Here is a 21,196-nt window from a genome sequence, read left to right on the forward strand (position 1 = left end):
GGGCAGGGCATCGGCGCGGTCAAGTCCGTGGGCTCGGCCGGCGATCTGGTGGCCCGGCTCAAGCGCGAGTACGACGCGGCCAAGGCCGAACTCGCGGCCAAGGCGATCTGAGGGCTGGGGGCGCGGTTCACGCGCCCCGTCGTTTTCGCTCGCCCTCGCCTCTCCGCGCCTCTCCGCGCCTCGCCTCGCCGTGTGGCGCGCCGGCCTCCCGGTGAGGGTGAGGTGTGCGGGATGCCGCTCTTGCTGGCCAGCGGCGTGAGCAGCCATGCAGCCGCGAGCGCAGTCACCGGCTCCGCCCATGGGCACGGCCGATCACCGCATGCCGAGATCGGTGCTCGACGACGGGGTGGGGGCCGGGCCCTGGGCCGGGCATCGGCCTCGCCGAGGAGCGCAGGCGGCCGGGGTTGCCGCGCGGGAGCGCGGTCAGCCCGCGTTTGTCCGAGGAGCGAAGCGACGAGTTCGCGGGCTGCCCCGGTCGGCGAGCACCGCAGGGCACCCGGCAAGGCCGGGCGAGGCCGCCAACCCGGCCCAGGGCCCGGCCCCCACCCCGTCGTACGCTCCGCCTGGCGACCGAAACCCGTCCGCCCCGTCTGGAGCGGCGCAGCCGCCGGGCCTCAGCCCAGGATGTCCGCCAGGGCCTCGTCGAGCATGCGCCCCTGTGCCGGGGTGCCGACCGTGATGCGCAGGAAGTCGGCGATGCGGCTGGCGCTGAAGTGGCGCACCAGCACCTTGCGCTCGCGCAGCGCGCGCTGCAGGGCGGCGCCGGCATGGTCGGGGTGGCGCGCGAACACGAAGTTGGCGCCCGAGGGCAGCACCTGGAAGCCGCGCGCGCGCAGGCGCTCGCTCATGGCCTCGCGCTCGGCGATGACCGCTGCGCAGGATTGCGCGAACCACGCGGTGTCTTCCACCGAGGCGGTGGCCGCGGCGATCGCGATGCGGTCCAGCGGATAGGAGTTGAAGCTGTCCTTCACACGCTCCAGCGCCTCGATCAGGCCGGCCTGACCCATGGCATAGCCCACCCGCAGGCCGGCCAGCGCACGCGACTTGGAGAAGGTGCGCACCACCAGCAGCTGCGGAAAGCGTGCGATCAGGCTCACCGCCGACTCGCCGCCGAAGTCGATGTAGGCCTCATCCACCAGCACCACCGAATCCGGGTTGGCCTGCAGCAGCCGCTCGATCTCCGACAGCGGCAGCAGCCGGCCGGTGGGCGCGTTGGGATTGGCGATGACGATGCCGCCGTTGGGCCGGCGGAAGTCGTCGATGCGCACGGCGAAGTCGGCGTCGAGCGGCACCCGCTCATGCGCGATGCGGTACAGGCCGCAATACACCGGATAGAAGCTGTAGGTGATGTCCGGGAAGAGCACTGGCCGGCCGTGCCCGAACAGGCCGAGGAAGGCATGGGCCAGCACTTCATCGGAGCCGTTGCCGACGAAGATCTGGTCGGGCGCCAGGCCGTGCAGTCCGGCCAGGGCACGCTTGAGCGCGAGGGCCTGCGGATCGGGATACAGGCGCAGCGACTCGCCGGTCTCGCGGCGGATGGCCTCGAGCACCCGCGGCGACGGGCCGAGCGGGTGCTCATTGGTGTTGAGCTTGATCAGCCCTTCGATCTGCGGCTGCTCGCCGGGGACATAGGGGCTGAGCTCGTGAACCACCGGGCTCCAGAAGCGCTGGTGATCGGGTCGGGTCAAGGCGAGGGTCTCCGGGGCTCAGGCGATGCCGGCGGCATGCGCCTGCTGATCGGCGTGATACGAGGAGCGCACCAGCGCGCCCACCGCCGCGTGGCTGAAGCCCATGGCCTGGGCCTGCGTCTCGAACATCCGGAAGGTGTCGGGATGCACATAGCGGCGCACCGGCAGATGGGCGGTGGAGGGCGCGAGGTACTGGCCGATGGTGATCATGTCGATCTCGTGCGCGCGCATGTCGCGCATGGTGGCCAGGATCTCGTCGTCGGTCTCGCCCAGCCCCACCATCAGGCCGCTCTTGGTGGGCACGCCCGGCACGCGGCGGCGGAACTCCTGCAGCAGCTTCAGCGAGTGCGCGTAGTCGGAGCCCGGGCGGGCTTCCTTGTAGAGGCGCGGCACGGTCTCGAGGTTGTGGTTCATGACATCCGGCGGCGCGGCCTCGAGGATGGCCAGCGCGCGCTCGAGGCGGCCGCGGAAGTCGGGCACCAGCACCTCGATGCGGGTCTCGGGCGACTGTCGGCGCACCTCGCGGATGCAGTCGACGAAGTGCTGGGCGCCACCATCGCGCAGGTCATCGCGGTCGACGCTGGTGATCACCACATACGACAGACGCAGCTCGGCGATGGTGCGGGCGAGATTCACCGGCTCGCTGGCGTCCAGCGGGTCGGGTCGGCCGTGGCCGACATCGCAGAAGGGGCAGCGCCGCGTGCACTTGTCGCCCATGATCATGAAGGTGGCTGTGCCCTTGCCGAAGCACTCCCCGATGTTCGGGCAGCTGGCCTCCTCGCACACGGTGTGCAGGTGGTTGCGGCGCAGGATGTCCTTGATCTCCTGGTAGCGACCACTGGAGGAGCCGGCCTTCACCCGGATCCAGGCCGGCTTGGGCAGTACCTCGGTGCTGGCCACCACCTTGATGGGGATGCGCGAGGTCTTGGCCGAGGCCTTCTGCTTGGCGCTCGGGTTGTAGGGGGGCGGAGAGGCGTCGCTCATGGGGTTCCTGCCGGCGCCACCGGCGCCCAGACAGGATTCTAGACCGGGCGCGCGGCCGGGCAGGCTTCGCCCAGGCTGGCCAGCAGCTGATCGGCAAACTGCGCGGCAATCGTCCCGGGCTGCAGCGGCACGCCGCCGGCCCGCGACAGATCGGTGACCGCCAGCCCCGGATAGCCGCAGGGGTTGATGCGGCCGAAGGGGGACAGATCCATGGCCACATTGAGCGCGATGCCGTGGAAGGTACAGCCGCGCGCCACCTTCAGACCTACCGAGGCGAACTTCGCGCCGGCCTCGCGGGCGGCGTCGTCAGCCACATAGACCCCGGGTGCGCCGGGGTGACGCACCGCGCGCACGCCGGCCTGCGCGGCCTGGGCGATCACCGCCGATTCAAGCCGGCAGACCAGGTCGCGCACCCCCAGGGCGGTGCTGCGCAGGTCGAGCATCAGGTAGGCCACCACCTGGCCGGGGCCGTGGTAGGTGACCTGGCCGCCGCGCTCGGTGGCCACCACCGGGATATCGCCGGGATCACGCACATGCTCGGCCTTGCCGGCGAGGCCCTGCGTGAACACCGGTTCGTGCTCGACCAGCCAGAGCTCGTCGGGGGTGTCGGGGCCGCGGCCGGCGGTGAACGCGCGCATCGCGGCCAGGGTGGGCAGGTAGGCCCGGCGGGCCCAGGGGCGAACGATCATCCGGGGCGGCTCAGGGGCAGCGGTTCCGTCGGAGCGGTTCACGGGCAGCCCTGGACGGGAAGCGGTTCAACCGAAGGGCTGCACGCCGATCAGCCAGGCATGCAGCATGAGCGCGAACACCAGCCAGCCGGCGATGCCGACCACCACCGCGATCGCGTCGCGGCTGATCGGCCCGGCGGCGCGCACCACGCCCTCTCGACGGTCGCGGCCGCGCGCGGCGCGGAAGTCGAGCACCGCCCAGGCGAGGAAGCTGCCGAAGAGCAGCAGATCGGCCAGCCGGCCGTTGGCCAGCAGGTGGGCCAGCGCCCAGGTCTTCACGCTGAGCACCATCGGGTGGCCGAGCCGCGCCTTGATGCGGGTGCCGGGCACATACACCGCCGCCATCAGGATGAAGGAGACCAGCATCAGCAGCGAGGCGAGATGGCGGGTGAACACCGGCGGCTGCCACAGGTCGACCGGCGTGGCCCGCGCCATGCCGTAGCCGATCACGGTGAGCGCGAGGCCGGCCAGCGAGACCAGGGAGTAGAGCCCCTTCCAGCGGCCTTCGCCCCAGGCGGCCAGGCGCGCCGCGCGCCAGTCGTCGGCAAAGACACGAACCGAATGGGCGCCCAGGAACAGCACGAGGCCGGCGATCAGCACGAACAGGTTGAGCAGCATGGGTCAGGGGCTCCGGGAAGTCAGCGCGCGGCCTGCGCGTCGGTGAGGCGATAGAGCAGGCCCATGGGGTCGGTGGGCAGCACGCTCAGCGTGCCCTCGAGCACCAGGGCGTCGAAGCCGACCTTGACCCCGGGCGGGCGGGTGCGGATCTCGATGATGCCTTCCGGGCCGGCCGGCAGGCAGAACCCGCAGGTGGTGGGCACGGCCGACAGCAGGAAGTGGGTCTGACGCTCGCCGGGCTGCAGCGGCATCATGAAGCCCTGCACCTTGACCCGTGTGCCCGAGAGGCTGGCCACCGGCGGCGGAAACACCGCCACGGTGCGCCTGCCTTCCTGCTTCATGGTCACCGTGCCGAGCAGCCGCCAGGGCACCACGCCGGGAAGGTCCTGCAGCGGCGGGAAGGCGCTCTGGGGCGAGTGGAAGCCCTGGCCCTGGCCTGCGCCGGCCGGGGGCGGGTTGCTGTCAGTGGCGGTGCTCTGGCCAAGCGCAGGCATGGCGGTACCGGCGCTCAAGGCCAGGGCGAGCAGCACTGCCCGTGTCCGGCGTTGGCCGGGTCGGGGCCACCCGGCGTGGTGCGTCTCAGTGCGCATGTTTCATCCCGCAGTGCTTGCCAATGCCCAGGCCCTTGCAGGCGGCCTGCAGCTGGTTCTGGCAGGTCTCATGGCCCTGGTTGCGTTCCAGGCAGCGCGCGGCGGCCTCGTGGGCGGCCGCCATGGCCCGATGCCGCTCGATGTCGCGGCGGATCTGCTCGGGGGTGTGGCGTTCCTGGGCGACGGCGCCTGCGCCGAGCGCGAGCAGGGCCAGGGCCGCGAGGCCTGAGCGCAGTGGGGTGGATCGGATCAATCGGGTCTCCGGGGCGACGGGTTCGATGACGGGACGGACGGCGCGGTTCATCCGGCCAGAAGATGGTCGACCGGCACCCGGTAGGCTTTCAGGGCCGGCGCCAGCGCCGCCAGCCAGACCGTGGCCATCGCGGCGACCACCGCCCAGCCTTCGAGCGGCGTGAACCACAGCCCGCTGAGCGGCAGCCCGCCATCAGCGGCCATCAGCCGTCCGAGCAGGGCGACCGCGCCGTGGCCGAGCACCAGCCCGAGCAGCAGCGCCACGCAGCCCAGACCGGTGGCCTGCAGCAGTATCACCTGCACCAGCCGCCCGCGGGAAGCGCCGGCCAGCCGCAGGACGGCGAGGTCGGCGAGGCGGTCCTGCACGGCGGCGTAGAGCGAGGCGAACACCGACAGCCCGGCCAGCACCAGCAGCACCGCCCCGAAGGCGCCGATCAGCTGCGAGCCGACGCCGAGCAGCCGTGACAGGCGGGCCATCTCGATCGCCGGCACCGCGGCCTGGGCGTCGGCGCGGGCGTTCACCCAGCGCGGCAGGCTGATCGCCGCGAGCGGGGTGCGGTAGGCGACCTGCAACAGGGTGATCTCGCGGGCCGCTTCGAGTTCGCGGCGGTCGTCGTCGTCGAGGGCCACCGCCTTCTCGTGCACCTGCCAGACCGTGGCGATGTCGGTCAGGATGAGCCGGTCGATCACCCCGCCGGTGGGTGCGAGCACGCCCACCACGGTCAGCGGGTGCGCGTCGTGGCCGCCGCCGCCGTCGCCCAGGCCGTGCTGGCCGACCAGGCTGGCGCCGAGGGCGAGGCCGGTGTCCTGCGCCACCGAGGCGCCGAGCACCGCCTGCATCGGCCCCTCCCAGAGCCGTCCCGCGGCGAGCGACGCACCGTGCTGCTCGATCAGGCCGTGGCGGGTGCCGACGATGCGGTGACCGCGGAAGCTGTCGCCCAGCGACAGCGGGATGACGCGCGCGACCGTGGGCAGCGCGGCCATCTCGGCCTCCAGCCCGGCGGGGATGTTGCCCGGCGGGATGTCGAGGTGGAACACCCCGGCCAGGATCAGCTGCAGCGGGCTGCCCTTGGCGCCCACCACCAGATCCACGCCGCGCAGGTCGCGCTCGAAGCGGGCGCTGACCTGGTCGGCGCTGACCATCACGAACACCAGCGCCGCCAGCCCGAGCGCGAGCGCGGCGAGATTGAGCAGCGCCACCGCCGGGCGATGGGCGAGCAGACGCCAGGCGAGCAGGGTCCAGCTCATGGCGTGCCGGCCGCCTGCCCGAGGTCGAGCATTCGGCACTCGCCAGGGGCATCGCGCAGCATGGCGAGCGCGCGCGCGTCATGCGTGGACACCAGCAGGCTCGCGCCGGTGTCGCGCCAGGCGAGCAGAAGCTGACCGATCGCGAGCGCGGCGCTGTCGTCGTCCAGGCTGGCCGTGGGCTCGTCGGCGATCAGCAGCTGCGGCCGGTTCATCAGCGCCCGCGCGAGCGCCACCCGCTGCGCCTGACCGCCGCTGAGTTCGGCCGGCCGCGAGCCGGCCAGGGTGGTGAGCCCGAAGCGTGCGAGCAGCGCATCGGCGCGCTCGCGGCTGGCGGTGGCCGGCGCGCCCACGGCCAGACCAGCCAGCAGCAGGTTCTCGCGCACGCTCAGCGCCGGCAGCAGGTGCAGGCGCTGCGGCAGCAGGCCGAGGGTGCGGCCACGCCAGGCATCGCGCTGCGCCGGGGGCAGACCGGCCGGCTGGGTGCCGCAGACGCTGAGACTGCCCTCATCGGGCACGAGCAGCCCCGCCAGCAGCGCGATCAGGGTGGACTTGCCGCTGCCCGAGGCGCCGCGCAGGGCGAGCAGTCCGCCCTGCGGCAGGTCGAGATCGGGAAAGGCCAGCCGGACGCTGCGCGCCCCGCCGCGGCGGGTGATCGCGAGTTGCGACAGGCGGATCATGGTGCTGCCGGAACGGGCATCTCGCCCGCGACGGCTAGAGAACGATCCGGACCCACGGATGTCCGGCCAGCGCGCGGTACAGCCCCTCGAGCTGCGCACGCGAGTCGACCCGCAGCGGCAGCGTCAGGCTGAGATAGGTGCCCCGCGAGGAGGTGCGCAGCTCGATGCCGGCGGGGTCGAAGGCGGGGATGTGCTCGGTCACCAGCGCCGAGATCGCCTGCGCAAAGCCATCGACCCGCTGGCCCATCACCTTCAGCGGGAAGTCGGCCGGGAACTCGAGCAGCTGCTCGATCCGGTCGAAGGCCTGGCCGATGTCGGCCGGCGGGTTGGCAGGGGGGCCGTCCTGGCTCATCCGCCGGCCTGCTTGGCGGCCTGATAGGCCTGGTAGAGGGCGTGATAGACCGGGCCCGGGCGGCCGTTGCCCACCGGGCGGCCATCGAGCCGGGTGACCGCCACCACCTCCTTGGTGGCCGAACTGACCATCAGCTCATCGGCAGCCAGCACCTCCTCGCGCAGCACCGGCCGGGTCTGCATGGGAATGCCGCTGCGCGCGCAGAGCTCGTCGAGCAGGCCGGCGCGGATGCCCTCGAGGATGCGGTGATCGCGCGGCGGGCCGAACACCGTGCCGTCGCGCACCACCCAGACATTGGACGAGGAGCCCTCGGTGAGGAAGCCGTCGCGGAACATCAGGCACTCGGCGGCGCCGGCATCGACCGCAGCCTGCCGGGCCAGCACATTGCCCAGCAGCGACACCGACTTGATGTCGCAGTGCAGCCAGCGCTCGTCGGGCAGGCTGACCGCGGCGATGCCGCCTTCGCGCTGGGCGGCGGGCACCGGCACGAGCTCGCTCGCCATGCCGAAGACCGTGGGCGTGGCCTGGGCGGGGAAGGCATGGTCGCGGCGTGCCACCCCGCGGGTGACCTGCAGATAGACGAACTGGTCGGCCCAGGGATGCAGGCCGATCAGGCGATTGACGAGTGCCGTCCAGGCGGCGTCGTCATGGGGGTTGGCGATGCGGATTGCGGCGAGGCTGCGCTTGAGCCGGGCGAGGTGCTGCGGCCAGCGGAACAGGCGCCCGCCATAGCTGGGCACCACCTCGTAGATGCCGTCACCGAAGATGAAGCCGCGGTCGAGGACCGGCACGCGGGCCTCCTCGAGGGGCAGGAACTCGCCATTGAGGCAGACGGTCTGGCTGGTCATCATCGCTCCATCCAAAGTCGGATCGTATCCCAGGCCCGGCCGAGCAGGCCCGCCTGGCCGACGCTCTCGAGCGCCACCAGCGGGCGCTCGGCGAGCACCTGCTCGCCCTGCCTGACCCGCAGCGTGCCGATGCGCTGGCCGCGTTCGATCGGCGCGGTGAGCGGCTGCTCACGCTCGATCTCGGCGCGGACCGCACCCGCCTGGCCGCGCGGCACCGACACCAGCACATCGGCCTCGAAGCCGGCCTTGACCTCGGGTGCGGTGCCCTTCCAGACCCGGTAGCTGCCGGCGACCTGGCCGGCCGCGAAGATCCGTGCTGCCTCGGTGTTCTGGAAGCCCCAGTTCAGCAGCTTCTGGCTCTCCATGGCGCGCGCACTGTCGGAGGCCGCGCCCAGCACCACCGAGAGCAGGCGCCGGGGCACCCCGCTGCCGGCCTGCTCGCGGCGGGCCGAGGCGATCAGGCAGTAGCCTGCCGCCTCGGTGTGGCCGGTCTTGACGCCGTCGACGGTGGGGTCGATGAACAGCAGCCGGTTGCGGTTGGGCTGGCGGATGCCGTTGTAGGTGTAGTCCTTCTCGGCATAGAGCGCGTAGTGCGTGGGGTGCTCGGTGATGAGCCGGCTGGCGAGCAGGGCGAGATCGCGCGCCGTGGTGACATGGCCGGGCGCGGGCAGGCCGGTGGCGTTGGTGAAGCGGGTGTTGCCCAGGCCCAGGCGCTGCGCCTCGCGGTTCATCTGCTCCGCGAACGCCGCCTCGGTGCCGGCCACGGCCTCGGCGAGGATGATCGCGGCGTCATTGCCCGACTGGATGATCAGGCCACGCAGCAGCTCGTCCACGGTGGCGGGCCTGGCCCGGTCGACGAACATGCGCGAGCCGATCGCCCGCCAGGCCGCCTCGGACACGGGCGGGCGCTGGTCGGCGGTGAGCTTGCGCTCAGCCAGCGCGGCGAACACCAGCCGGGCTGTCATCAGCTTGGTGAGCGAGGCCGGTTCCACCTTCAGGTCGGGCTCGGCGCCGGCCAGGATCTGACCGGTGGTGACATCGATCAGCAGCCAGGACCGGGCGGCCAGCGTGGGCGCGCCTCCGGGCTGCGGCGACGGCTCGGGGGCAGGCGCCGCCTCACGTGCCGGCGCCTTGCCCGCCGGCTTGCGGGCGGCCTGCGCCGGCATCAGGGCAATCAGCCCGACCAGCACGAGTGCGACGGTCAGCAGGCCGCGGATCGGGAGTGACTTCATGGAATGTCTTCGTGCGACGACGGTACGGGTGGGGTGGGGTGATGCGTCAGGGCGGCGCCCCGGGGCGCCGGCCGCTCAGACGGCGTCTGGGTCGAAGGCCTGGCGGCTGAGCGCAATCAGCCGCTCGGCGCGCGCCTTGCCGAGCCGTGCACCCACCACATCGATGTTGGCCCGCACCACCAGACCGGCACGCTCGATCGCCGGGCACTGTGCCAGGGCTTCGTCGAGCGGCCGACCTGCGGCGCCGAGTTCGGCTTCGAAGAGGCCGGCGAGCATCGACTGCACGCGCGCCAGGCGCGCCCGCCGCCGGCCGGGATCGTCGGGCGGCTCGTTCGGTGGCGGCTGCTCGGCGACGCCGCTCAGGCTCACCAGCCCGAAGGACATCAGCTTGTCGATGACCGGGCCGATCTCGCCGCCGCGCACATAGGCGGCCAGGTCGACCAGACGGCGCCGGCCGTCGATGAGGATGAGCACCCGGCGCTCGGAGCCGGTGAGCCGGTTGCTGCGGCGGGCGATCTCGTCCTGCCCCTGCCGGCTCTTGGCGAACACCAGGCGCGGATCAGGAGATTGGCGATCGGCGGGATCGGGACCGGTCAAGGCGAATCCTCGGCGGAGAGCGGCTCGGCCCTCGCGCCCCAGGCCTGGAGCACGAGCCGCTTGAGCAACGGCAGCCGTCGGTGGAAGAAATGGTCGGTGCCGGGGATGACGGTGACCGGCAGGCCCTGCGGTCTGGCCCAGTCGAGCACGGCCGACAGCGGCACGACATCGTCGGTCTCGCCGTGGATGACCAGGGTGTCCTCGGGCACGGCGGCCATCTCGAAGCGCGACACCGCCGGGCCGACCAGCACCAGGCGGCCAGTGGGCTGGCCCTGGGCGACCAGCCGGGCCGCGACCCGTGTCTGCACGAAGCTGCCGAACGAGAAACCGGCCAGCGCGAGCGGAAGCGGCCCGCCATCCGCGCCAGGCGCCTCGGCCCGGGCATGGGCGAGCACGGCGAGCAGGTCGTCGGTTTCGCCGCGGCCCTCGTCGTGCACCCCGGCGGACTCACCCACGCCGCGGAAGTTGGGCCGCAGGCACCCGTAGCCCATGGCCAGGAAGGCCCGGGCCAGGGTCTGCACCACCTTGTTGTCGCGGGTGCCGCCGTAGAGCGGGTGCGGATGCGCGATCAGCGCGATGCCCCGCGGCGGACCGGCGGGCAGGTCGGAGGCGACATCGATCAGCCCTGCCGGGCCTGCAAGCCGCAGCAGGCGTGTGCCGGGATTCATTCCAGCCGCAGCCGCTCGACGGGCACGCCACCCACCAGGTGCGAGTCGACGATCTCGTCGATGTCCTGCTGGTCGACGAAGGTGTACCAGACACCTTCGGGGTAGACCACGGCGACCGGTCCGTGCTCGCAGCGGTCGAGGCAGCCGGCCTTGTTCACCCGGATCTTGCCGGGGCCCGACAGGCCCAGCGCCTTGACGCGCTGCTTGGCGTGGGCCTGCAGCGCCTCGGCCGGGTGGTCGGCACAGCAGGCGCGGCCGTCATCGCGGCGGTTCAGGCAGAAGAAGATGTGCTTGTCGTAGTGGCTCATGGTCTGTTCCGGATTATAGAGGGCCGGGGGCATTCGTTTGCGTCGGCCCCGGTGCCGGCGTCGGCCCCAGGGCCCGCAGCCGCCGCAGGCACCAGGCCGCCGTCACCCAGGGCCACAGCGCCGCCGCGCCGCGCAGCAGGCCCTCCAGGTTGCGCCAGCCGCTGCCGGCCCGGTCGGCCTGTGCGGTGGCGAAGTACGCATCCAGCGGGAACAGCGTGCTGCAGACGCTGCTCACCGCCAGCGCCGCCAGACTCATGCACAGACGGGCCTTGCGCGGCGCGCTGGCGGCCAGGGCGAGCAGGACCGCCCCGGCGAGCAGCCCGCCCTGGGCGCCGGCAGTCAGCCAGGCGAGCGGCCGGCCCGCCTCGGCCGCAAGCGCGGTCTTGAGCAGCAGCGCCGCGGTCATCAGTCCGGTGGTGATCGCGCTGCGCGGCGCCCGCGTGGGCAGGAGTTCGCGCACCAGCAGCCCGATCGTCACCAGCGACATCGCCACGCCCAGGGCTTCGGCGAATTCCGTGTGCGCGACGGTGAGCCGCCAGGCGAGCGGATCGGCGCTCCTGCCCAGGCCGGCGAGGCTGGCCAGCGATTCGAGCAGCGGCCGGAGATCGCCCTGGCCGAACAGCAGCCGCTGCCCGGGCCACTGGATCAGCAGCCATGCGCCGAGCAGCAGCAGGCCGGCGGCGCTGTCGGAGGGGCTGATTGCCCGGCGTGCGTCCAGCGCACGCTGACTCTCGGACACCAGCCGCTCGCCCAGCGGCGCGGCCAGTGCGCCGACCAGGGTGCCGGCGCTGTTGGCCAGCCAGTCGAGGCGGGAGGGCACCCGGCCTGGCAGCAGGGTCTGCAGCGCCTCCAGGCCCAGGGCGGCGGCGCTGCCGGCGATGAGTGCCAGGGGCACCGCGGCGCGGCGCAGCCCGCGCTGGCGCAGCAGCAGGGCCACCAGCAGCCCGGCGGGCAGGTAGATGATCAGGTTGAAGACCAGATCGGCGATCGTCCACCACCGGGGCCAGGGATCGAGCAGGAACCCCAGCAGCGGCGTGCCCGCGTCGCGCCAGCCGGTCATCGGAAACAGCGACCCCCAGGCCAGGGCGAGCGCATAGGCCGCGAGGGCCGTGGAGGGCAGCCTCGAGGCGGGGCTGTCGGGTGGGCTGGGCATCACGGGAAGGGTCGAGGGTACAGGATATGATTGTCCGGTGGACCCCTCCGCTGACAGCCCCCAGCCGCCCGGCGGCGTGCCCGCTCGGGCGCTGGCGATCGCGGCCGGGCTGCCGCCCTCGCGAGTCCAGGTGGTCGACTCCATCGGGTCGACCAACCTTGCGCTCATGCGGGCCGACTGGGGTCCTGCCCTCGATGGCCCGCGAGTGCTGCTTGCCCGGCAACAGACCGAAGGGCGCGGCCGTCGGGGCCGTGTCTGGCTGAGCGGCGGCGACGAATCGCTCACCCTGTCGGTCTGCCTGGAGCTGCCGCTGCCCGAGGGCGGCGCGCAGCTCACCGGCCTGTCGGTGCGGGCCGGGGTCGAAGTTGCCGAGTGCCTGGCCGGGCTCACCGGGGGGCTGGCCCTGAAGTGGCCGAACGACCTTCAGCGTCACGGCCGCAAGGTGGCGGGCCTGCTCTGCGAATCCCGCCTGCAGGCCGATCGGGTGCGGGTGGTGGCCGGGCTGGGCATCAACCTGCTGCCCGCGGGCCATCTGCTCGACCAGATCGGGCAGCCGGCGGGCGCCCTGTTCGACACGCCGGCCGACCTGCCCGATCGGTGGCGGCTCGCCGGCCTGATCGCGGCGGCGCTGCTGCGTGGCGTGGGCGGAGACCACAAGCAGGCGCCGCTGCCTGATCGCTGGGCGGCCTTCGACGCGCTGGCGGGCGCCCCGGTGGTGGTGCTGGCCGAGGGCGCGCCTGCCCTGGCGGGCATTGCCGATGGCATCGAGCCCGACGGTGCGCTGCGCCTGCGGATGGGCGACACCGTGCAGCGCATCAGCGTGGGCGAGGTCTCCCTGCGCCGACAGCCCGACGCTGCCGCGGCCGCGCCGCCATGATCCGCATCCTGCTGGTCGTGCTGGTGCTGGGCAATCTCGCCGCCTTCGGGCTGGCGAGCGGTCTGGTCGAAACCTGGTGGCCGGCCGGACGCGAGCCGGGCCGGGTGGCTGCCCAGGTGGCGCCCGAGCGCCTGGTGGTGCTGCCCGCCGGGTCGACCCGCGCGCCGGCGGGCGCTGGCGCCGCGGGTGGCGCCGTGGGCGGAGGCGCAATGCCGGGTGTGGCCGATGCGGCGGGTGCGCCGGGGTCGGACAGCCCGGCCGCGCCGTCGGCGGGTGCGGGCGCCGCCGTCCCCGCCCCCGCCCCCGTCCCCGCCAGCCCCACGGCCAGCCCCGCGAGCGCCGCCGCCGTGGGCGCGGCGCTCAGCGTGAAGGCGCTGTGTCTGGAGGCGGGGCCGCTCGACGAGGCCCGTGCCGAGCGGGTGCGGCAGTGGGCCCGGGGGTTGCGGCCCGGCCTGCAGGCGAGCCTGGAGCGTCGCCCGGAAACTCCTTCGTACATGGTCTATCTGCCGTCGGCCAGTGCCGCCGACGCGCAGCGCCGGCTGGCCCAGCTGCGCCAGGCCGGCGTGGCCGACCTCTACGCCATTCCCGACGGCAGCCTGCGCAACGCCATCTCGCTGGGCATCTTCAGCGCCCAGGAAGGCGCCCGCACCCGGCTCGACGAGATCACCGCCCGTGGGTTCAGTGGCGCGCGCATCGGCCCCGGACCCACCCGCCCGGAGCGCACCATGGCCCGACTCACCCGAGCGGCGCCTGCCACCGAAGCGGCATGGACCGAGGCCCGTGCCCGCCTGCAGGATCTCGCCGGCATCGATCCGGTAGCCTGCGCCACGCCCTGACCCCCTGTCGCCGGAGACCGCCATGTCCCGATTGCCTGCCGTCCGCCGCGCCCTTCGTCCTGGCATGGCGCTTGCACGCGTCCGGGTCGCGATCCCCGGGCGGGTCTGTGCCACGGCCCACCCACGCGCGGTCGTCTGGCTGCTGCTTGCGCTGGTCCTGCCTCTGGTCGGCCCGAGTCCGGCGGCGTCCCAGACCCCGGCCCAGACCCCGGCGCAGACCCCGGCCCCGGCTCCGCCGCAGACCCCGGCCCCAGCCCCGGCCCGCGTTCCTGACCGGGTCTGGTCGACCCAGCCCTCCCCGGTGCCCGCCTACATCAGCGGTGGCAGCGGTGGGGCCGTGATCGTGGCGCCCGTGGTCGTGCCGCCCGGTGGCGTGCGTCCCGGGCCCATGCCTCGGCCGCCCCATGGCGCCGCCGGAATCACCGGAACCGGAAGCGCCGGCGCTGGTGCGGGCACCGACCGACCTGCCGGCGTGATCCGGCCGGGGCGTGCGCCGTGAGCACCGCGGTCTTCACCTACGGCTCGCTCACCTTCGCCCCGGTCTGGCAGGCCGTGGTCCGCGGCGCCTTCCGCTCGGTTCCGGCGCGGGTCCGGGGCCATCGTCGCCATGCCCTGCGCGACGCCACCTACCCGGCGATGGTTGCTGCCGATGGCAACGAAGTGCTCGGTCGCCTCTGGCTGGCGGTGGCCGACGACGATCTCGTGCGGCTCGACCGCTTCGAGGGTGCCGAGTACCGGCGCGCAACGGTGCTCGCCGAGCCCCTGGACGGCAGCCCGGCGGTGTCGGCGCAGGCCTATCTCTGGGTCGACCCGACGCGGCTGCTGCCGCAGGACTGGGACATGGCCGCCTTCGAGCGTGACCACCTGCGCGATTTCGCACGGGTGCACGGCGCCTTCGGCGAGCGCGACTGACCGCCGGGCACCCAGACCGCCCCCGGCGGGCGCGGCTGGCTCAGCCCGCCTGCCGGATCCGGGCGAGCATGGCGGTGGTGGAGCGCTCGTGCTCGAAGGCGATGGCGTGCACCGTGCCGCCCCAGGCCGTCACCTGCGCCGCGCCGACGATGCGCTCGAGCGCCCAGTCGCCGCCCTTCACCAGCACATCGGGCTGTACCCTGAGGATGGTCTCCAGCGGCGTGTCTTCCTCGAACATCGTCACCAGATCGATGCAGCCCAGCGCGGCCAGCACCGCCATGCGGTCCTCGCAGCGGTTGATCGGCCGGTCATCGCCCTTGCCGAGCCGGCGCACCGAGGCGTCGCTGTTCACCGCCAGCACCAGGCTCGCGCCCAGCGCCCGCGCCCGGGCGAGGTAGGTGACATGGCCGCGATGGAGCAGGTCGAACACCCCGTTGGTGAACACCAGCGGCCGGGGCAGCGCGCGGGCCGCCTCGGCCAGCCCGGCGGGGCTGACGATCTTGCGTTCGAACTCGGGTGGGGTGAGGGTCATGGGCTGATCTGGCGGTGGACCGACCGTGCAAGCTGCAGCAGCGGGTCCCGGGGCAGGCTCCCCGAGAGCGCGTAACCGAAGCCGCGGTCGATCCAGTAGAAGGTGCTCAGGCCGCGCTCGGCAGCGAGCCGGAACGCGGTGTCCTGCACGCTGGGGTCGCGGCGCACGAAGAGCGTGAGCCGTTCGCCCGTGCTCGACTCGAACATGAATTGCGCCGCCACCGTGCCGCCGGGGTCGGGCAGCAGCCGACCACCGACCAGGGCGAAGCCCTCGGCGCTCAGGTCGGGCACCCGCAGCGGGCTGCCCAGGCGCTTGGACAGCCAGGCCACGAGATGGGCCTGCTCGGCGGCTGCCACCTCCACCGGATGCCGGACCTCGGGCGCGAATGCGGCATGCGCCACCGCTGCCGCCCTGCCCAGGCTGGCCGCGCCGGCTGCGGCATCACCCGGCGGCATGAAGCCGCCCCGGCCGAACCAGCCGACGGCGACGCCCGCGCCGAGCGCGAGCAGGACCATGGCGGCGATCGGCCAGATCCGCGACCGGCCGCCAGCGGCTTCGGGCAGCGCCGGCCCGGCGGCCGGCGGATCAGCGGCCGCGTGATCGGCCGGCATCAGGCGTCCGGCCAGCACCGCTGCCCGCAGCCGCTCCGGGATCGGTTCGCCGGCGGCCTCGGCCAGCGCCTGCGCCAGCAGCGCGTTCTGCCGCCGGCAGTGGGCGGCGTGACGGGCCAGCACCGGATCGACGCGCAGCTGCGCCTCGAGCTCGGTGGCCTGGGCCTCGTCCAGGCGTCGGTCGATCCAGGCCTGAAGGCGGATGTCATCCTGAACGGGGCAGCTCACGCGACGGGCTCCGGACGGGTCACTTGACGCGGGTGAGGTGACCGGCGCGCGGTGCTGCGTCGGCGAGCTCGGCCCGCAGCCGCTGCCGGGCACGCGACAGCCGTGACATCACGGTGCCGATCGGCAGGCCGAGCGCCAGCGCGGTCTCGTCGTAGGAGAACTGCTCGACGGCCACCAGCAGCAGCACCTCGCGGTGCTCCGGGCTGAGCCGCTCGAGCGCGCGCTGCAGGTCGATCACACCCAGGCGGTCATCGGCCGGTGCCGGTGTGGCCGCGAGTTCGTCTCGGGTGGCCGACTGCTCGTCATCGAGGCTGTGCAGCATGGGCGCGCCGCGCAGCAGGTCGATCCGGCGGTTGTGCAGGATGGCGAAGAGCCAGGCCCGAAGGTCGGACCCGGGCTGCCACTGCTGGTGACGCGCCCAGGCCCGCTCGATGGTGTCCTGCACCAGGTCGTCAGCACTGTGCGTGTCGGGGCAGAGCAGTCGCGCGTAACGACGCAGCCTCGGCAGCAGCCCGAGCAGGGCCTGCGCGAAGTGCGCGTCAGGCGGACTGGGCGACATGCCCGTTGCGCGGCGGTCGCCTTGCGCGCTCAGGCGGCCGGGCTGACGCGGGCGTTGAGCTCGCGCCGGTAGCGATTGAGGTCCTGCACGGTGCTGAAGCTGCGCTCGAACAGCAGCGACAGGTTGTGCAGGATGCGGTCCATGACCCGGCCTTCCCAGGTGGTGTCGAAGCGGATCTGCTCGTCGAGCCAGCGCTCGAGCCAGGCCGGCTCGGGCAGGCGGCTCTGCACGGTGTCGTTGGGGAACAGGGCCTTGTTCACATGCAGATTGGTGGGATGCAGGGCCTTGGCGGTGCGCTTGGCGCTGGCCATCAGCACCCCGATGCGGGCGAAGGCGGCGCGCGCGTTGTCGCCGAACTGGCCGATCGCCCGCTTCATGTACTGGAGATAGGCGCCGCCGTGGCGGGCCTCGTCGCGCGAGATGATGTCGTAGATGTGCTTGATCACCGGCTCGGTGTGCCAGTCGGCGGCGCAGCGGTACCAGTGGTTGAGCCGGATCTCGCCGCAGAAGTGCAGCATCAGGGTCTCGAGTGCCGGCGCCGGGTCGAACTCGAAGCGCACGGCGTGCAGTTCCTGCTCGGTGGGCAGCAGATCGGGCCGGAAGCGGCGCAGGTACTCCATGAGGACCAGGGCGTGCTTCTGCTCCTCGTAGAACCACACCGACATGAAGGCGGAGAAGTCGCTGTCGTGGCGGTTGTCGCGCAGGAACATCTCGGTGGCCGGCAGCGCCGCCCACTCGGTGATGGCGTTCATCTTGATGGTCTGCGCCTGCTCCTCGGAGAGCAGCGCGGGGTCGAAGCGCTCCCAGGGGATGTCGGTGTCGAAGTTCCACCGAACGCGCTCGAAAGACTTGAAAAGTTCTGGGTAAAGCATGCCGCGGTCCCGGGAGTGAGCCCCGGATTCTAGCGCCGGGCCGCGGCGCCGGGTGACCCATCGGCACCTCGTGGGACTGATTTCGTCTCGGCCGTGCGACGCCGGCCGATGTCAGACCGGCCCAATCCCGCTCAGCCGGCCGAGCCCTGGCGGCGCAGCCAGCGAAAGAGCGCCCCGATCACCGGCAGCCGGGCATAGAGCTCCTCGGCGGTGTCCCAGTAGTCGCGGTGCCAGCGGATCCGGCCGGCCTCGTCGAGCCGCAGATGACTCGCGCCGCGGATGCGCATCGGCGCGCCGCCCGCCCGACGGAACTCGAAGTCCCAGGTCAGAAAGGCCTCGCGTGCATCACCCACGCAGTCGTGCACCACGAAGCGCGGCTCGCTCACCTGCACGAACATGTGCGAGAAGATGCGGCCGATGGCCTGCGTGCCGGTCACCTCGTTGAACGGATCCTTGAACCAGGCATCGGCGGCGTAGATCTCGTCGATGCGCGCCGCGTGTCCGGGTGTGATCCCCTCGAAGAAGTCGATCACCGCGCGCAGGGCGGCGGGCTGGTGCGCGTGTTTCATGGCGCGGCGGTCTGGGCGCTGGCCGCGGGCCGGGCGCCGGTGATGCGCCCGACCAGCGAAAAGTAGAGACGGTGCGGCAACAGCGAGAGCAGCTTGAGCACCAGCGTGAAACGCCGTGGAAAGTGGATCTCGAAGCGGCCCTGCTCGAAGCCTTCGACCATGCGACGGGCTGCCGCCTCCACCGGCATGAGGGCCGGCATCTCGAAGTCGTTGAGGTCGGTGAGCGGGGTCTCGACGAAGCCCGGGTTGATCAGGTGCACGCCCACGCCGAGCGGATGCAGGTCGAGGTAGAGCGACTGCGCGAGGTTGTTCAGCGCCGCCTTGCTCGGGCCGTAGACCAGCGCGCGCGGCAGGCCGCCGTAGCCGGCCACGCTCGAGACGATGCCGATTGCGCCGGCGCGCTGGCTGATCAGCATCGGCAGCACGCAGGCCAGGCCGTTGAGCAGCCCGTCGACATTGACCTGCATGATCCGCCTGGCCGCAACGAGGTCGAAGTCGAAGGCCCGCATCGACTGGTAGGTGCCCGCCACCCAGACCACCAGGTCGATGCCGTGCCACTGCTCGATCACGGACTGGTGCGCGGCACGCACCGCCGCGGCATCAAGCACATCGACGGGCGCGACGAGCGCCCGGCCTTCGCCGAGCGCGGCGCCGGCGAGTTCACGCAGGGGCTCTTCGCGGCGGGCCGACAGCGCCACCCGCGCGCCGCGGGCGAGCAGCTCACGGGCCAGCGCGGCGCCGATGCCGCTGGAGGCGCCGACGATCCAGACCCGATGGTCCTGCCAGCGGGTGATGCGGGGATTCAGGGGGCTGAGCATGGCGGCCTCAGCGACGCGTCATCGACAAGGTGACCTCGCCCAGGCGCACCCCGAACTTGCTCATGGTCGCCCGGTTGAGCAGCACGCGGTCGTCGACCAGGAACATCCAGTCGTCGAAGTCGACATGCCAGGTGCGGCCCGAGACCGGCAGGGCCATGGTGTAGCGCCAGTTCAGCGCATTGCCGCGGGCGGTGCCGGTGGCTTCGCCCACCACATCGGCGGCGGTGCCGGTGTAGCTGCCGGCCTGCCGGCGCAGCAGGGTCCAGACCCGCCGCTGGCGCTCGCCGTCGGACCACACGAAGGCCTCGTCCAGCGTGCCGGTGTCGCCACGCCAGCCCGCCTGGATGACGACGGTGAATCGGCGCAGCACCTTGCCGCTGCGGTCCTGGACCATGCCCCAGCCGTCGATCATGCCGTCGAAGTAACGGGTCAGATCGAGCGCCGGCTTCTGGTCGGCGTACTCGGCGGGATCGAGGCTGGCGCAGCCGGGCAGCGCTGCCGCCGCCGGCAGGGCGAGCCCGGCCAGCAGCGCGCGTCGACGGGTAAGGGAGGTGGCAGTCATGGCAGGGCAGTCGCTTCGGGGGTGGGGTCGCGCAGGGCGGCATCGGGCAGCGGCGCGATCAGCACGATCACGCCGGCCAGCAGCTTCAGTGCGCAGGGCAGCGCGGCGTAGGTCATCGACAGGGCCAGTCCGCCGCCCGGCTGACCGGGGTGGTAGCCCAGCAGCGAGAGCAGGGGCAGGGCCAGGCCAGCCGCGATGGCGAGGTTCAGCTTGGTGGCCAGATTCCACAGGCCGAAGTAGGCGCCCTCGCGGCGGCCGCCATGGCCGGCGTCGTCGATCAGCGCGGCAAGCAGGGCGCTGGGCATCACCAGGTCGCTGCCCAGTGCCAGGCCGGTCATCGCGCAGACCAGGCCGAAGGCGATCAGGTCGCCGCGCCCCAGGCTGAGTGCCCACAGGAAGGCGAGCACCGAGAACGACATGCCCACCAGCCACGCGTTGCGCAGCCCCAGCCGGCGCGAGGCGGCGATCCACAGCGGCATGCCCAGGGCGCCGGCGAGGAAGTAGATGCCCAGCAGCACCGAGGTCTGGGTCTCGCTCGCGCCGAGCACGTCCTGGGTGAAGAAGAGCACCAGCGTGGCCGGGATGGCGGTGGCCACGCCGTTCACCATGAATGCGGCCAGCAGCCAGCGGAAGCCCGGGTTGCCGAGCACCGCCCGCCAGCCCTGCCAGAAGCGGCGCTCGCCCGCCGGCAGAGCCACGGTCGCCCGCGGTGCCGGCGCGGCCCGCATCAGCCAGGCCGCCAGCGCGGCCATGCTCAGGAAGGCCGCGATCAGCCAGGGGGCCATGGCCGGCGCCAGCAGCCCGGCGGCCGCGAGCACGCCGGCCAGCCCGAAGCCCTCGCGGACCGCGGTCACCCGCGCCCGCTGCGAGGCGGTCTCGGCCAGACCGGCCCCCCAGGCCTGGTAGGCGATCGAGACGGCCGAGTAGGCCACATAGGTGATGCCCGAGGTCAGGGCCAGCCACACGGCGGCGGCCGTGCCCTGGACCGGCGGCAGGAACATCGCGCCGAAGCCCAGCGCCAGCAGCGGCAGGGCGAGCTGGATCCAGCGCCGCTCGTCGCGTCGGCCGTGCGCCCGGTCGCTGTCGATGCGGGCGCCGATCAGCGGATCGACCAGCGCGTCGAGCAGGCGCATGCCGAACAGCACGGCCCCCACCAGGGCGATGTCCAGCCCGAGGCCGGCGCCGTAGAAGGCCGGCACCATCACGAACACCGGCAGCTCGACCAGCGCGAGTGGCGCGCGCAGCGCACCATAGGCGGCCAGGCGGCGCAGCGGCAGCGCGGCGGCAGGGCTCATCGGGGTGACGCGCCAGCACGCCCGGCGACAGCCGGATCGGCGAGCAGCGAGCGGCGCAGATCGGGTGCCACGGTGCGCGGATCGAGCCAGATCGCGAAGAAGGCCTCGACGAACTGGCGATCTTCCACCCGGCCGATGCGGGTGTCGTTGCGGTAGAAGACCGCCCGCCCCTCGGGCAGATGCACGCCGGTCAACCGGTCGCCGGCGATCACATCCGGGAACAGCCGGCGCATGGTCTCCAGCCAGCCGGCGCGCTGCGCCTCGGTGCCGAAGCCCATGCGCGCCATCTCCTTCAGGCTTGCCTGCGCGATGTCCTCGCCCATCAGCTTGCGGGCGTAGCGCAGCTCGAGCGCGAACGGGGTGCGTGTCCAGCGCTCGATGTCGACGCCGTCGGGCGTCACGAACAGGCGGGCGTCATAGATCTGCAGGCCGAACCAGCGCAGCCGCCCCTCGCCGGCCACGCGCGGCTGGCGCAGCAGGTCGGTGATCGCGGCGGGCGCGGTGAGTCCGGATGTCGCCGCGCCGGCATTGGCTGGGCTGCCTGCGGCTTCGCTGCTGGCGCTGGCCGGAGCCGCCGCGAGT

27 protein-coding genes are annotated in these 21,196 nt (G+C 73.0%); 3 read left to right on the plus strand and 24 right to left on the minus strand.

The window, feature by feature from the left end; genetic code table 11:
- Positions 1-614: 614 nt before the first annotated feature.
- From hisC to AC2H6A_RS07620, 15 genes are all read right to left on the minus strand, one after another.
- Positions 615-1,688, minus strand: a complete 1,074-nt coding sequence (gene hisC, locus AC2H6A_RS07550) for a histidinol-phosphate transaminase (RefSeq protein ID WP_484272543.1) — start codon at positions 1,686-1,688, stop codon at positions 615-617.
- Positions 1,689-1,706: 18 nt separating this feature from the next.
- On the minus strand, positions 1,707-2,672 hold the full coding sequence (lipA, locus tag AC2H6A_RS07555; protein WP_484272544.1) for a lipoyl synthase: 966 nt from the start codon (positions 2,670-2,672) through the stop codon (positions 1,707-1,709).
- Between the two features lie 38 nt (positions 2,673-2,710).
- Positions 2,711-3,361 carry a lipoyl(octanoyl) transferase LipB gene (gene lipB, locus AC2H6A_RS07560; protein ID WP_484272545.1) on the minus strand — a complete coding sequence of 217 codons (651 nt, stop codon included), beginning with the start codon at positions 3,359-3,361 and terminating at the stop codon, positions 2,711-2,713.
- 66 nt (positions 3,362-3,427) lie between these two features.
- Positions 3,428-4,018, minus strand: a complete 591-nt coding sequence (locus AC2H6A_RS07565; protein WP_484272546.1) for an NnrU family protein — start codon at positions 4,016-4,018, stop codon at positions 3,428-3,430.
- A 20-nt stretch (positions 4,019-4,038) separates the two neighbouring features.
- Positions 4,039-4,548, minus strand: coding sequence for a DUF3299 domain-containing protein (locus AC2H6A_RS07570; RefSeq protein WP_484272547.1), 510 nt, complete (start codon positions 4,546-4,548; stop codon positions 4,039-4,041).
- Between the two features lie 49 nt (positions 4,549-4,597).
- Positions 4,598-4,861, minus strand: coding sequence for a hypothetical protein (locus AC2H6A_RS07575; RefSeq protein WP_484272548.1), 264 nt, complete (start codon positions 4,859-4,861; stop codon positions 4,598-4,600).
- A 47-nt stretch (positions 4,862-4,908) separates the two neighbouring features.
- Entirely contained in the window at positions 4,909-6,108 is a 1,200-nt protein-coding gene (locus AC2H6A_RS07580; RefSeq protein ID WP_484272549.1) for an ABC transporter permease, read from the minus strand.
- The gene (locus AC2H6A_RS07585) at positions 6,105-6,785 is read right to left on the minus strand and encodes an ABC transporter ATP-binding protein (protein WP_484272550.1); all 681 of its coding nucleotides are present in this window, start codon (positions 6,783-6,785) and stop codon (positions 6,105-6,107) included. The genes AC2H6A_RS07580 and AC2H6A_RS07585 overlap by 4 nt, the downstream gene beginning before the upstream one ends.
- A 34-nt stretch (positions 6,786-6,819) precedes the next feature.
- Positions 6,820-7,137 (minus strand): YbeD family protein, encoded by a 318-nt coding sequence (locus tag AC2H6A_RS07590; RefSeq protein ID WP_484272551.1) that lies wholly within the window; start codon positions 7,135-7,137, stop codon positions 6,820-6,822.
- A complete protein-coding gene (locus AC2H6A_RS07595; RefSeq protein ID WP_484272552.1) occupies positions 7,134-7,985 on the minus strand; it encodes a D-amino acid aminotransferase in 852 nt (283 codons plus the stop codon). The genes AC2H6A_RS07590 and AC2H6A_RS07595 overlap by 4 nt, the downstream gene beginning before the upstream one ends.
- Positions 7,985-9,151: a D-alanyl-D-alanine carboxypeptidase family protein gene (locus AC2H6A_RS07600; RefSeq protein WP_484272569.1), complete on the minus strand. Its 1,167-nt coding sequence runs from the start codon at positions 9,149-9,151 to the stop codon at positions 7,985-7,987. The genes AC2H6A_RS07595 and AC2H6A_RS07600 overlap by 1 nt, the downstream gene beginning before the upstream one ends.
- 141 nt (positions 9,152-9,292) lie before the next feature.
- Positions 9,293-9,814, minus strand: a complete 522-nt coding sequence (locus AC2H6A_RS07605) for a hypothetical protein (RefSeq protein WP_484272553.1) — start codon at positions 9,812-9,814, stop codon at positions 9,293-9,295.
- A complete protein-coding gene (locus AC2H6A_RS07610; protein WP_484272554.1) occupies positions 9,811-10,482 on the minus strand; it encodes an alpha/beta hydrolase in 672 nt (223 codons plus the stop codon). The genes AC2H6A_RS07605 and AC2H6A_RS07610 overlap by 4 nt, the downstream gene beginning before the upstream one ends.
- Entirely contained in the window at positions 10,479-10,790 is a 312-nt protein-coding gene (locus tag AC2H6A_RS07615) for a (2Fe-2S) ferredoxin domain-containing protein (protein ID WP_484272555.1), read from the minus strand. Before AC2H6A_RS07615 ends, AC2H6A_RS07610 begins: the two co-directional genes overlap by 4 nt.
- Positions 10,791-10,803: 13 nt before the next feature.
- Positions 10,804-11,943, minus strand: coding sequence for a VanZ family protein (locus tag AC2H6A_RS07620; RefSeq protein WP_484272556.1), 1,140 nt, complete (start codon positions 11,941-11,943; stop codon positions 10,804-10,806).
- Positions 11,944-11,980: 37 nt separating this feature from the next.
- On the opposite strand from AC2H6A_RS07620, the gene AC2H6A_RS07625 reads away from it, so the two are divergent.
- From AC2H6A_RS07625 to AC2H6A_RS07635, 3 genes are all read left to right on the plus strand, one after another.
- Positions 11,981-12,820, plus strand: coding sequence for a biotin--[acetyl-CoA-carboxylase] ligase (locus tag AC2H6A_RS07625; protein WP_484272557.1), 840 nt, complete (start codon positions 11,981-11,983; stop codon positions 12,818-12,820).
- Positions 12,817-13,656, plus strand: coding sequence for an SPOR domain-containing protein (locus AC2H6A_RS07630; RefSeq protein ID WP_484272558.1), 840 nt, complete (start codon positions 12,817-12,819; stop codon positions 13,654-13,656). Before AC2H6A_RS07625 ends, AC2H6A_RS07630 begins: the two co-directional genes overlap by 4 nt.
- Positions 13,657-14,151: 495 nt before the next feature.
- Positions 14,152-14,568, plus strand: a complete 417-nt coding sequence (locus AC2H6A_RS07635) for a gamma-glutamylcyclotransferase family protein (protein WP_484272559.1) — start codon at positions 14,152-14,154, stop codon at positions 14,566-14,568.
- A 40-nt stretch (positions 14,569-14,608) separates the two neighbouring features.
- Here the strand turns inward: AC2H6A_RS07635 and rfaE2 are convergent, their stop codons facing one another.
- The 9 genes from rfaE2 to AC2H6A_RS07680 all read right to left on the minus strand — a co-directional run.
- Positions 14,609-15,100: a D-glycero-beta-D-manno-heptose 1-phosphate adenylyltransferase gene (gene rfaE2 / locus AC2H6A_RS07640; protein ID WP_484272560.1), complete on the minus strand. Its 492-nt coding sequence runs from the start codon at positions 15,098-15,100 to the stop codon at positions 14,609-14,611.
- The gene (locus AC2H6A_RS07645; RefSeq protein ID WP_484272561.1) at positions 15,097-15,939 is read right to left on the minus strand and encodes an anti-sigma factor family protein; all 843 of its coding nucleotides are present in this window, start codon (positions 15,937-15,939) and stop codon (positions 15,097-15,099) included. Before AC2H6A_RS07645 ends, rfaE2 begins: the two co-directional genes overlap by 4 nt.
- Positions 15,940-15,958: 19 nt before the next feature.
- Complete coding sequence (locus AC2H6A_RS07650; RefSeq protein WP_484272562.1) at positions 15,959-16,498, minus strand: RNA polymerase sigma factor; 540 nt, start codon at positions 16,496-16,498, stop codon at positions 15,959-15,961.
- A 29-nt stretch (positions 16,499-16,527) separates the two neighbouring features.
- The gene (locus tag AC2H6A_RS07655) at positions 16,528-17,370 is read right to left on the minus strand and encodes a ferritin-like domain-containing protein (protein ID WP_484272563.1); all 843 of its coding nucleotides are present in this window, start codon (positions 17,368-17,370) and stop codon (positions 16,528-16,530) included.
- 131 nt (positions 17,371-17,501) lie between these two features.
- The gene (locus AC2H6A_RS07660) at positions 17,502-17,939 is read right to left on the minus strand and encodes a nuclear transport factor 2 family protein (RefSeq protein WP_484272564.1); all 438 of its coding nucleotides are present in this window, start codon (positions 17,937-17,939) and stop codon (positions 17,502-17,504) included.
- The gene (locus AC2H6A_RS07665) at positions 17,936-18,757 is read right to left on the minus strand and encodes an SDR family NAD(P)-dependent oxidoreductase (RefSeq protein WP_484272565.1); all 822 of its coding nucleotides are present in this window, start codon (positions 18,755-18,757) and stop codon (positions 17,936-17,938) included. Before AC2H6A_RS07665 ends, AC2H6A_RS07660 begins: the two co-directional genes overlap by 4 nt.
- Positions 18,758-18,764: 7 nt before the next feature.
- Positions 18,765-19,319, minus strand: a complete 555-nt coding sequence (locus AC2H6A_RS07670) for a DUF3833 domain-containing protein (RefSeq protein ID WP_484272566.1) — start codon at positions 19,317-19,319, stop codon at positions 18,765-18,767.
- The gene (locus AC2H6A_RS07675; protein WP_484272567.1) at positions 19,316-20,614 is read right to left on the minus strand and encodes an MFS transporter; all 1,299 of its coding nucleotides are present in this window, start codon (positions 20,612-20,614) and stop codon (positions 19,316-19,318) included. Before AC2H6A_RS07675 ends, AC2H6A_RS07670 begins: the two co-directional genes overlap by 4 nt.
- On the minus strand, positions 20,611-21,196 hold a 586-nt coding region (locus tag AC2H6A_RS07680), incomplete at its 5' end, for a chalcone isomerase family protein (RefSeq protein ID WP_484272568.1). The genes AC2H6A_RS07675 and AC2H6A_RS07680, both read right to left, overlap by 4 nt.

The sequence above is a fragment of the Quisquiliibacterium sp. genome (assembly GCF_982640115.1).

Bases quoted from the DNA above. Each gene is read 5' to 3' on its own strand.
- AC2H6A_RS07585 (WP_484272550.1), bottom strand. From the start codon at position 6,785: ATGATCCGCCTGTCGCAACTCGCGATCACCCGCCGCGGCGGGGCGCGC.
- AC2H6A_RS07580 (WP_484272549.1), bottom strand. From the start codon at position 6,108: ATGAGCTGGACCCTGCTCGCCTGGCGTCTGCTCGCCCATCGCCCGGCG.
- AC2H6A_RS07600 (WP_484272569.1), bottom strand. From the start codon at position 9,151: ATGCCGGCGCAGGCCGCCCGCAAGCCGGCGGGCAAGGCGCCGGCACGT.
- AC2H6A_RS07660 (WP_484272564.1), bottom strand. From the start codon at position 17,939: ATGAAACACGCGCACCAGCCCGCCGCCCTGCGCGCGGTGATCGACTTC.
- AC2H6A_RS07665 (WP_484272565.1), bottom strand. From the start codon at position 18,757: ATGCTCAGCCCCCTGAATCCCCGCATCACCCGCTGGCAGGACCATCGG.
- AC2H6A_RS07675 (WP_484272567.1), bottom strand. From the start codon at position 20,614: ATGAGCCCTGCCGCCGCGCTGCCGCTGCGCCGCCTGGCCGCCTATGGT.
- AC2H6A_RS07655 (WP_484272563.1), bottom strand. From the start codon at position 17,370: ATGCTTTACCCAGAACTTTTCAAGTCTTTCGAGCGCGTTCGGTGGAAC.
- AC2H6A_RS07670 (WP_484272566.1), bottom strand. From the start codon at position 19,319: ATGACTGCCACCTCCCTTACCCGTCGACGCGCGCTGCTGGCCGGGCTC.
- AC2H6A_RS07595 (WP_484272552.1), bottom strand. From the start codon at position 7,985: ATGACCAGCCAGACCGTCTGCCTCAATGGCGAGTTCCTGCCCCTCGAG.
- AC2H6A_RS07615 (WP_484272555.1), bottom strand. From the start codon at position 10,790: ATGAGCCACTACGACAAGCACATCTTCTTCTGCCTGAACCGCCGCGAT.
- AC2H6A_RS07620 (WP_484272556.1), bottom strand. From the start codon at position 11,943: ATGCCCAGCCCACCCGACAGCCCCGCCTCGAGGCTGCCCTCCACGGCC.
- rfaE2 (WP_484272560.1), bottom strand. From the start codon at position 15,100: ATGACCCTCACCCCACCCGAGTTCGAACGCAAGATCGTCAGCCCCGCC.
- lipB (WP_484272545.1), bottom strand. From the start codon at position 3,361: ATGATCGTTCGCCCCTGGGCCCGCCGGGCCTACCTGCCCACCCTGGCC.
- AC2H6A_RS07630 (WP_484272558.1), top strand. From the start codon at position 12,817: ATGATCCGCATCCTGCTGGTCGTGCTGGTGCTGGGCAATCTCGCCGCC.
- AC2H6A_RS07650 (WP_484272562.1), bottom strand. From the start codon at position 16,498: ATGTCGCCCAGTCCGCCTGACGCGCACTTCGCGCAGGCCCTGCTCGGG.
- AC2H6A_RS07565 (WP_484272546.1), bottom strand. From the start codon at position 4,018: ATGCTGCTCAACCTGTTCGTGCTGATCGCCGGCCTCGTGCTGTTCCTG.
- lipA (WP_484272544.1), bottom strand. From the start codon at position 2,672: ATGAGCGACGCCTCTCCGCCCCCCTACAACCCGAGCGCCAAGCAGAAG.
- AC2H6A_RS07590 (WP_484272551.1), bottom strand. From the start codon at position 7,137: ATGAGCCAGGACGGCCCCCCTGCCAACCCGCCGGCCGACATCGGCCAG.
- AC2H6A_RS07610 (WP_484272554.1), bottom strand. From the start codon at position 10,482: ATGAATCCCGGCACACGCCTGCTGCGGCTTGCAGGCCCGGCAGGGCTG.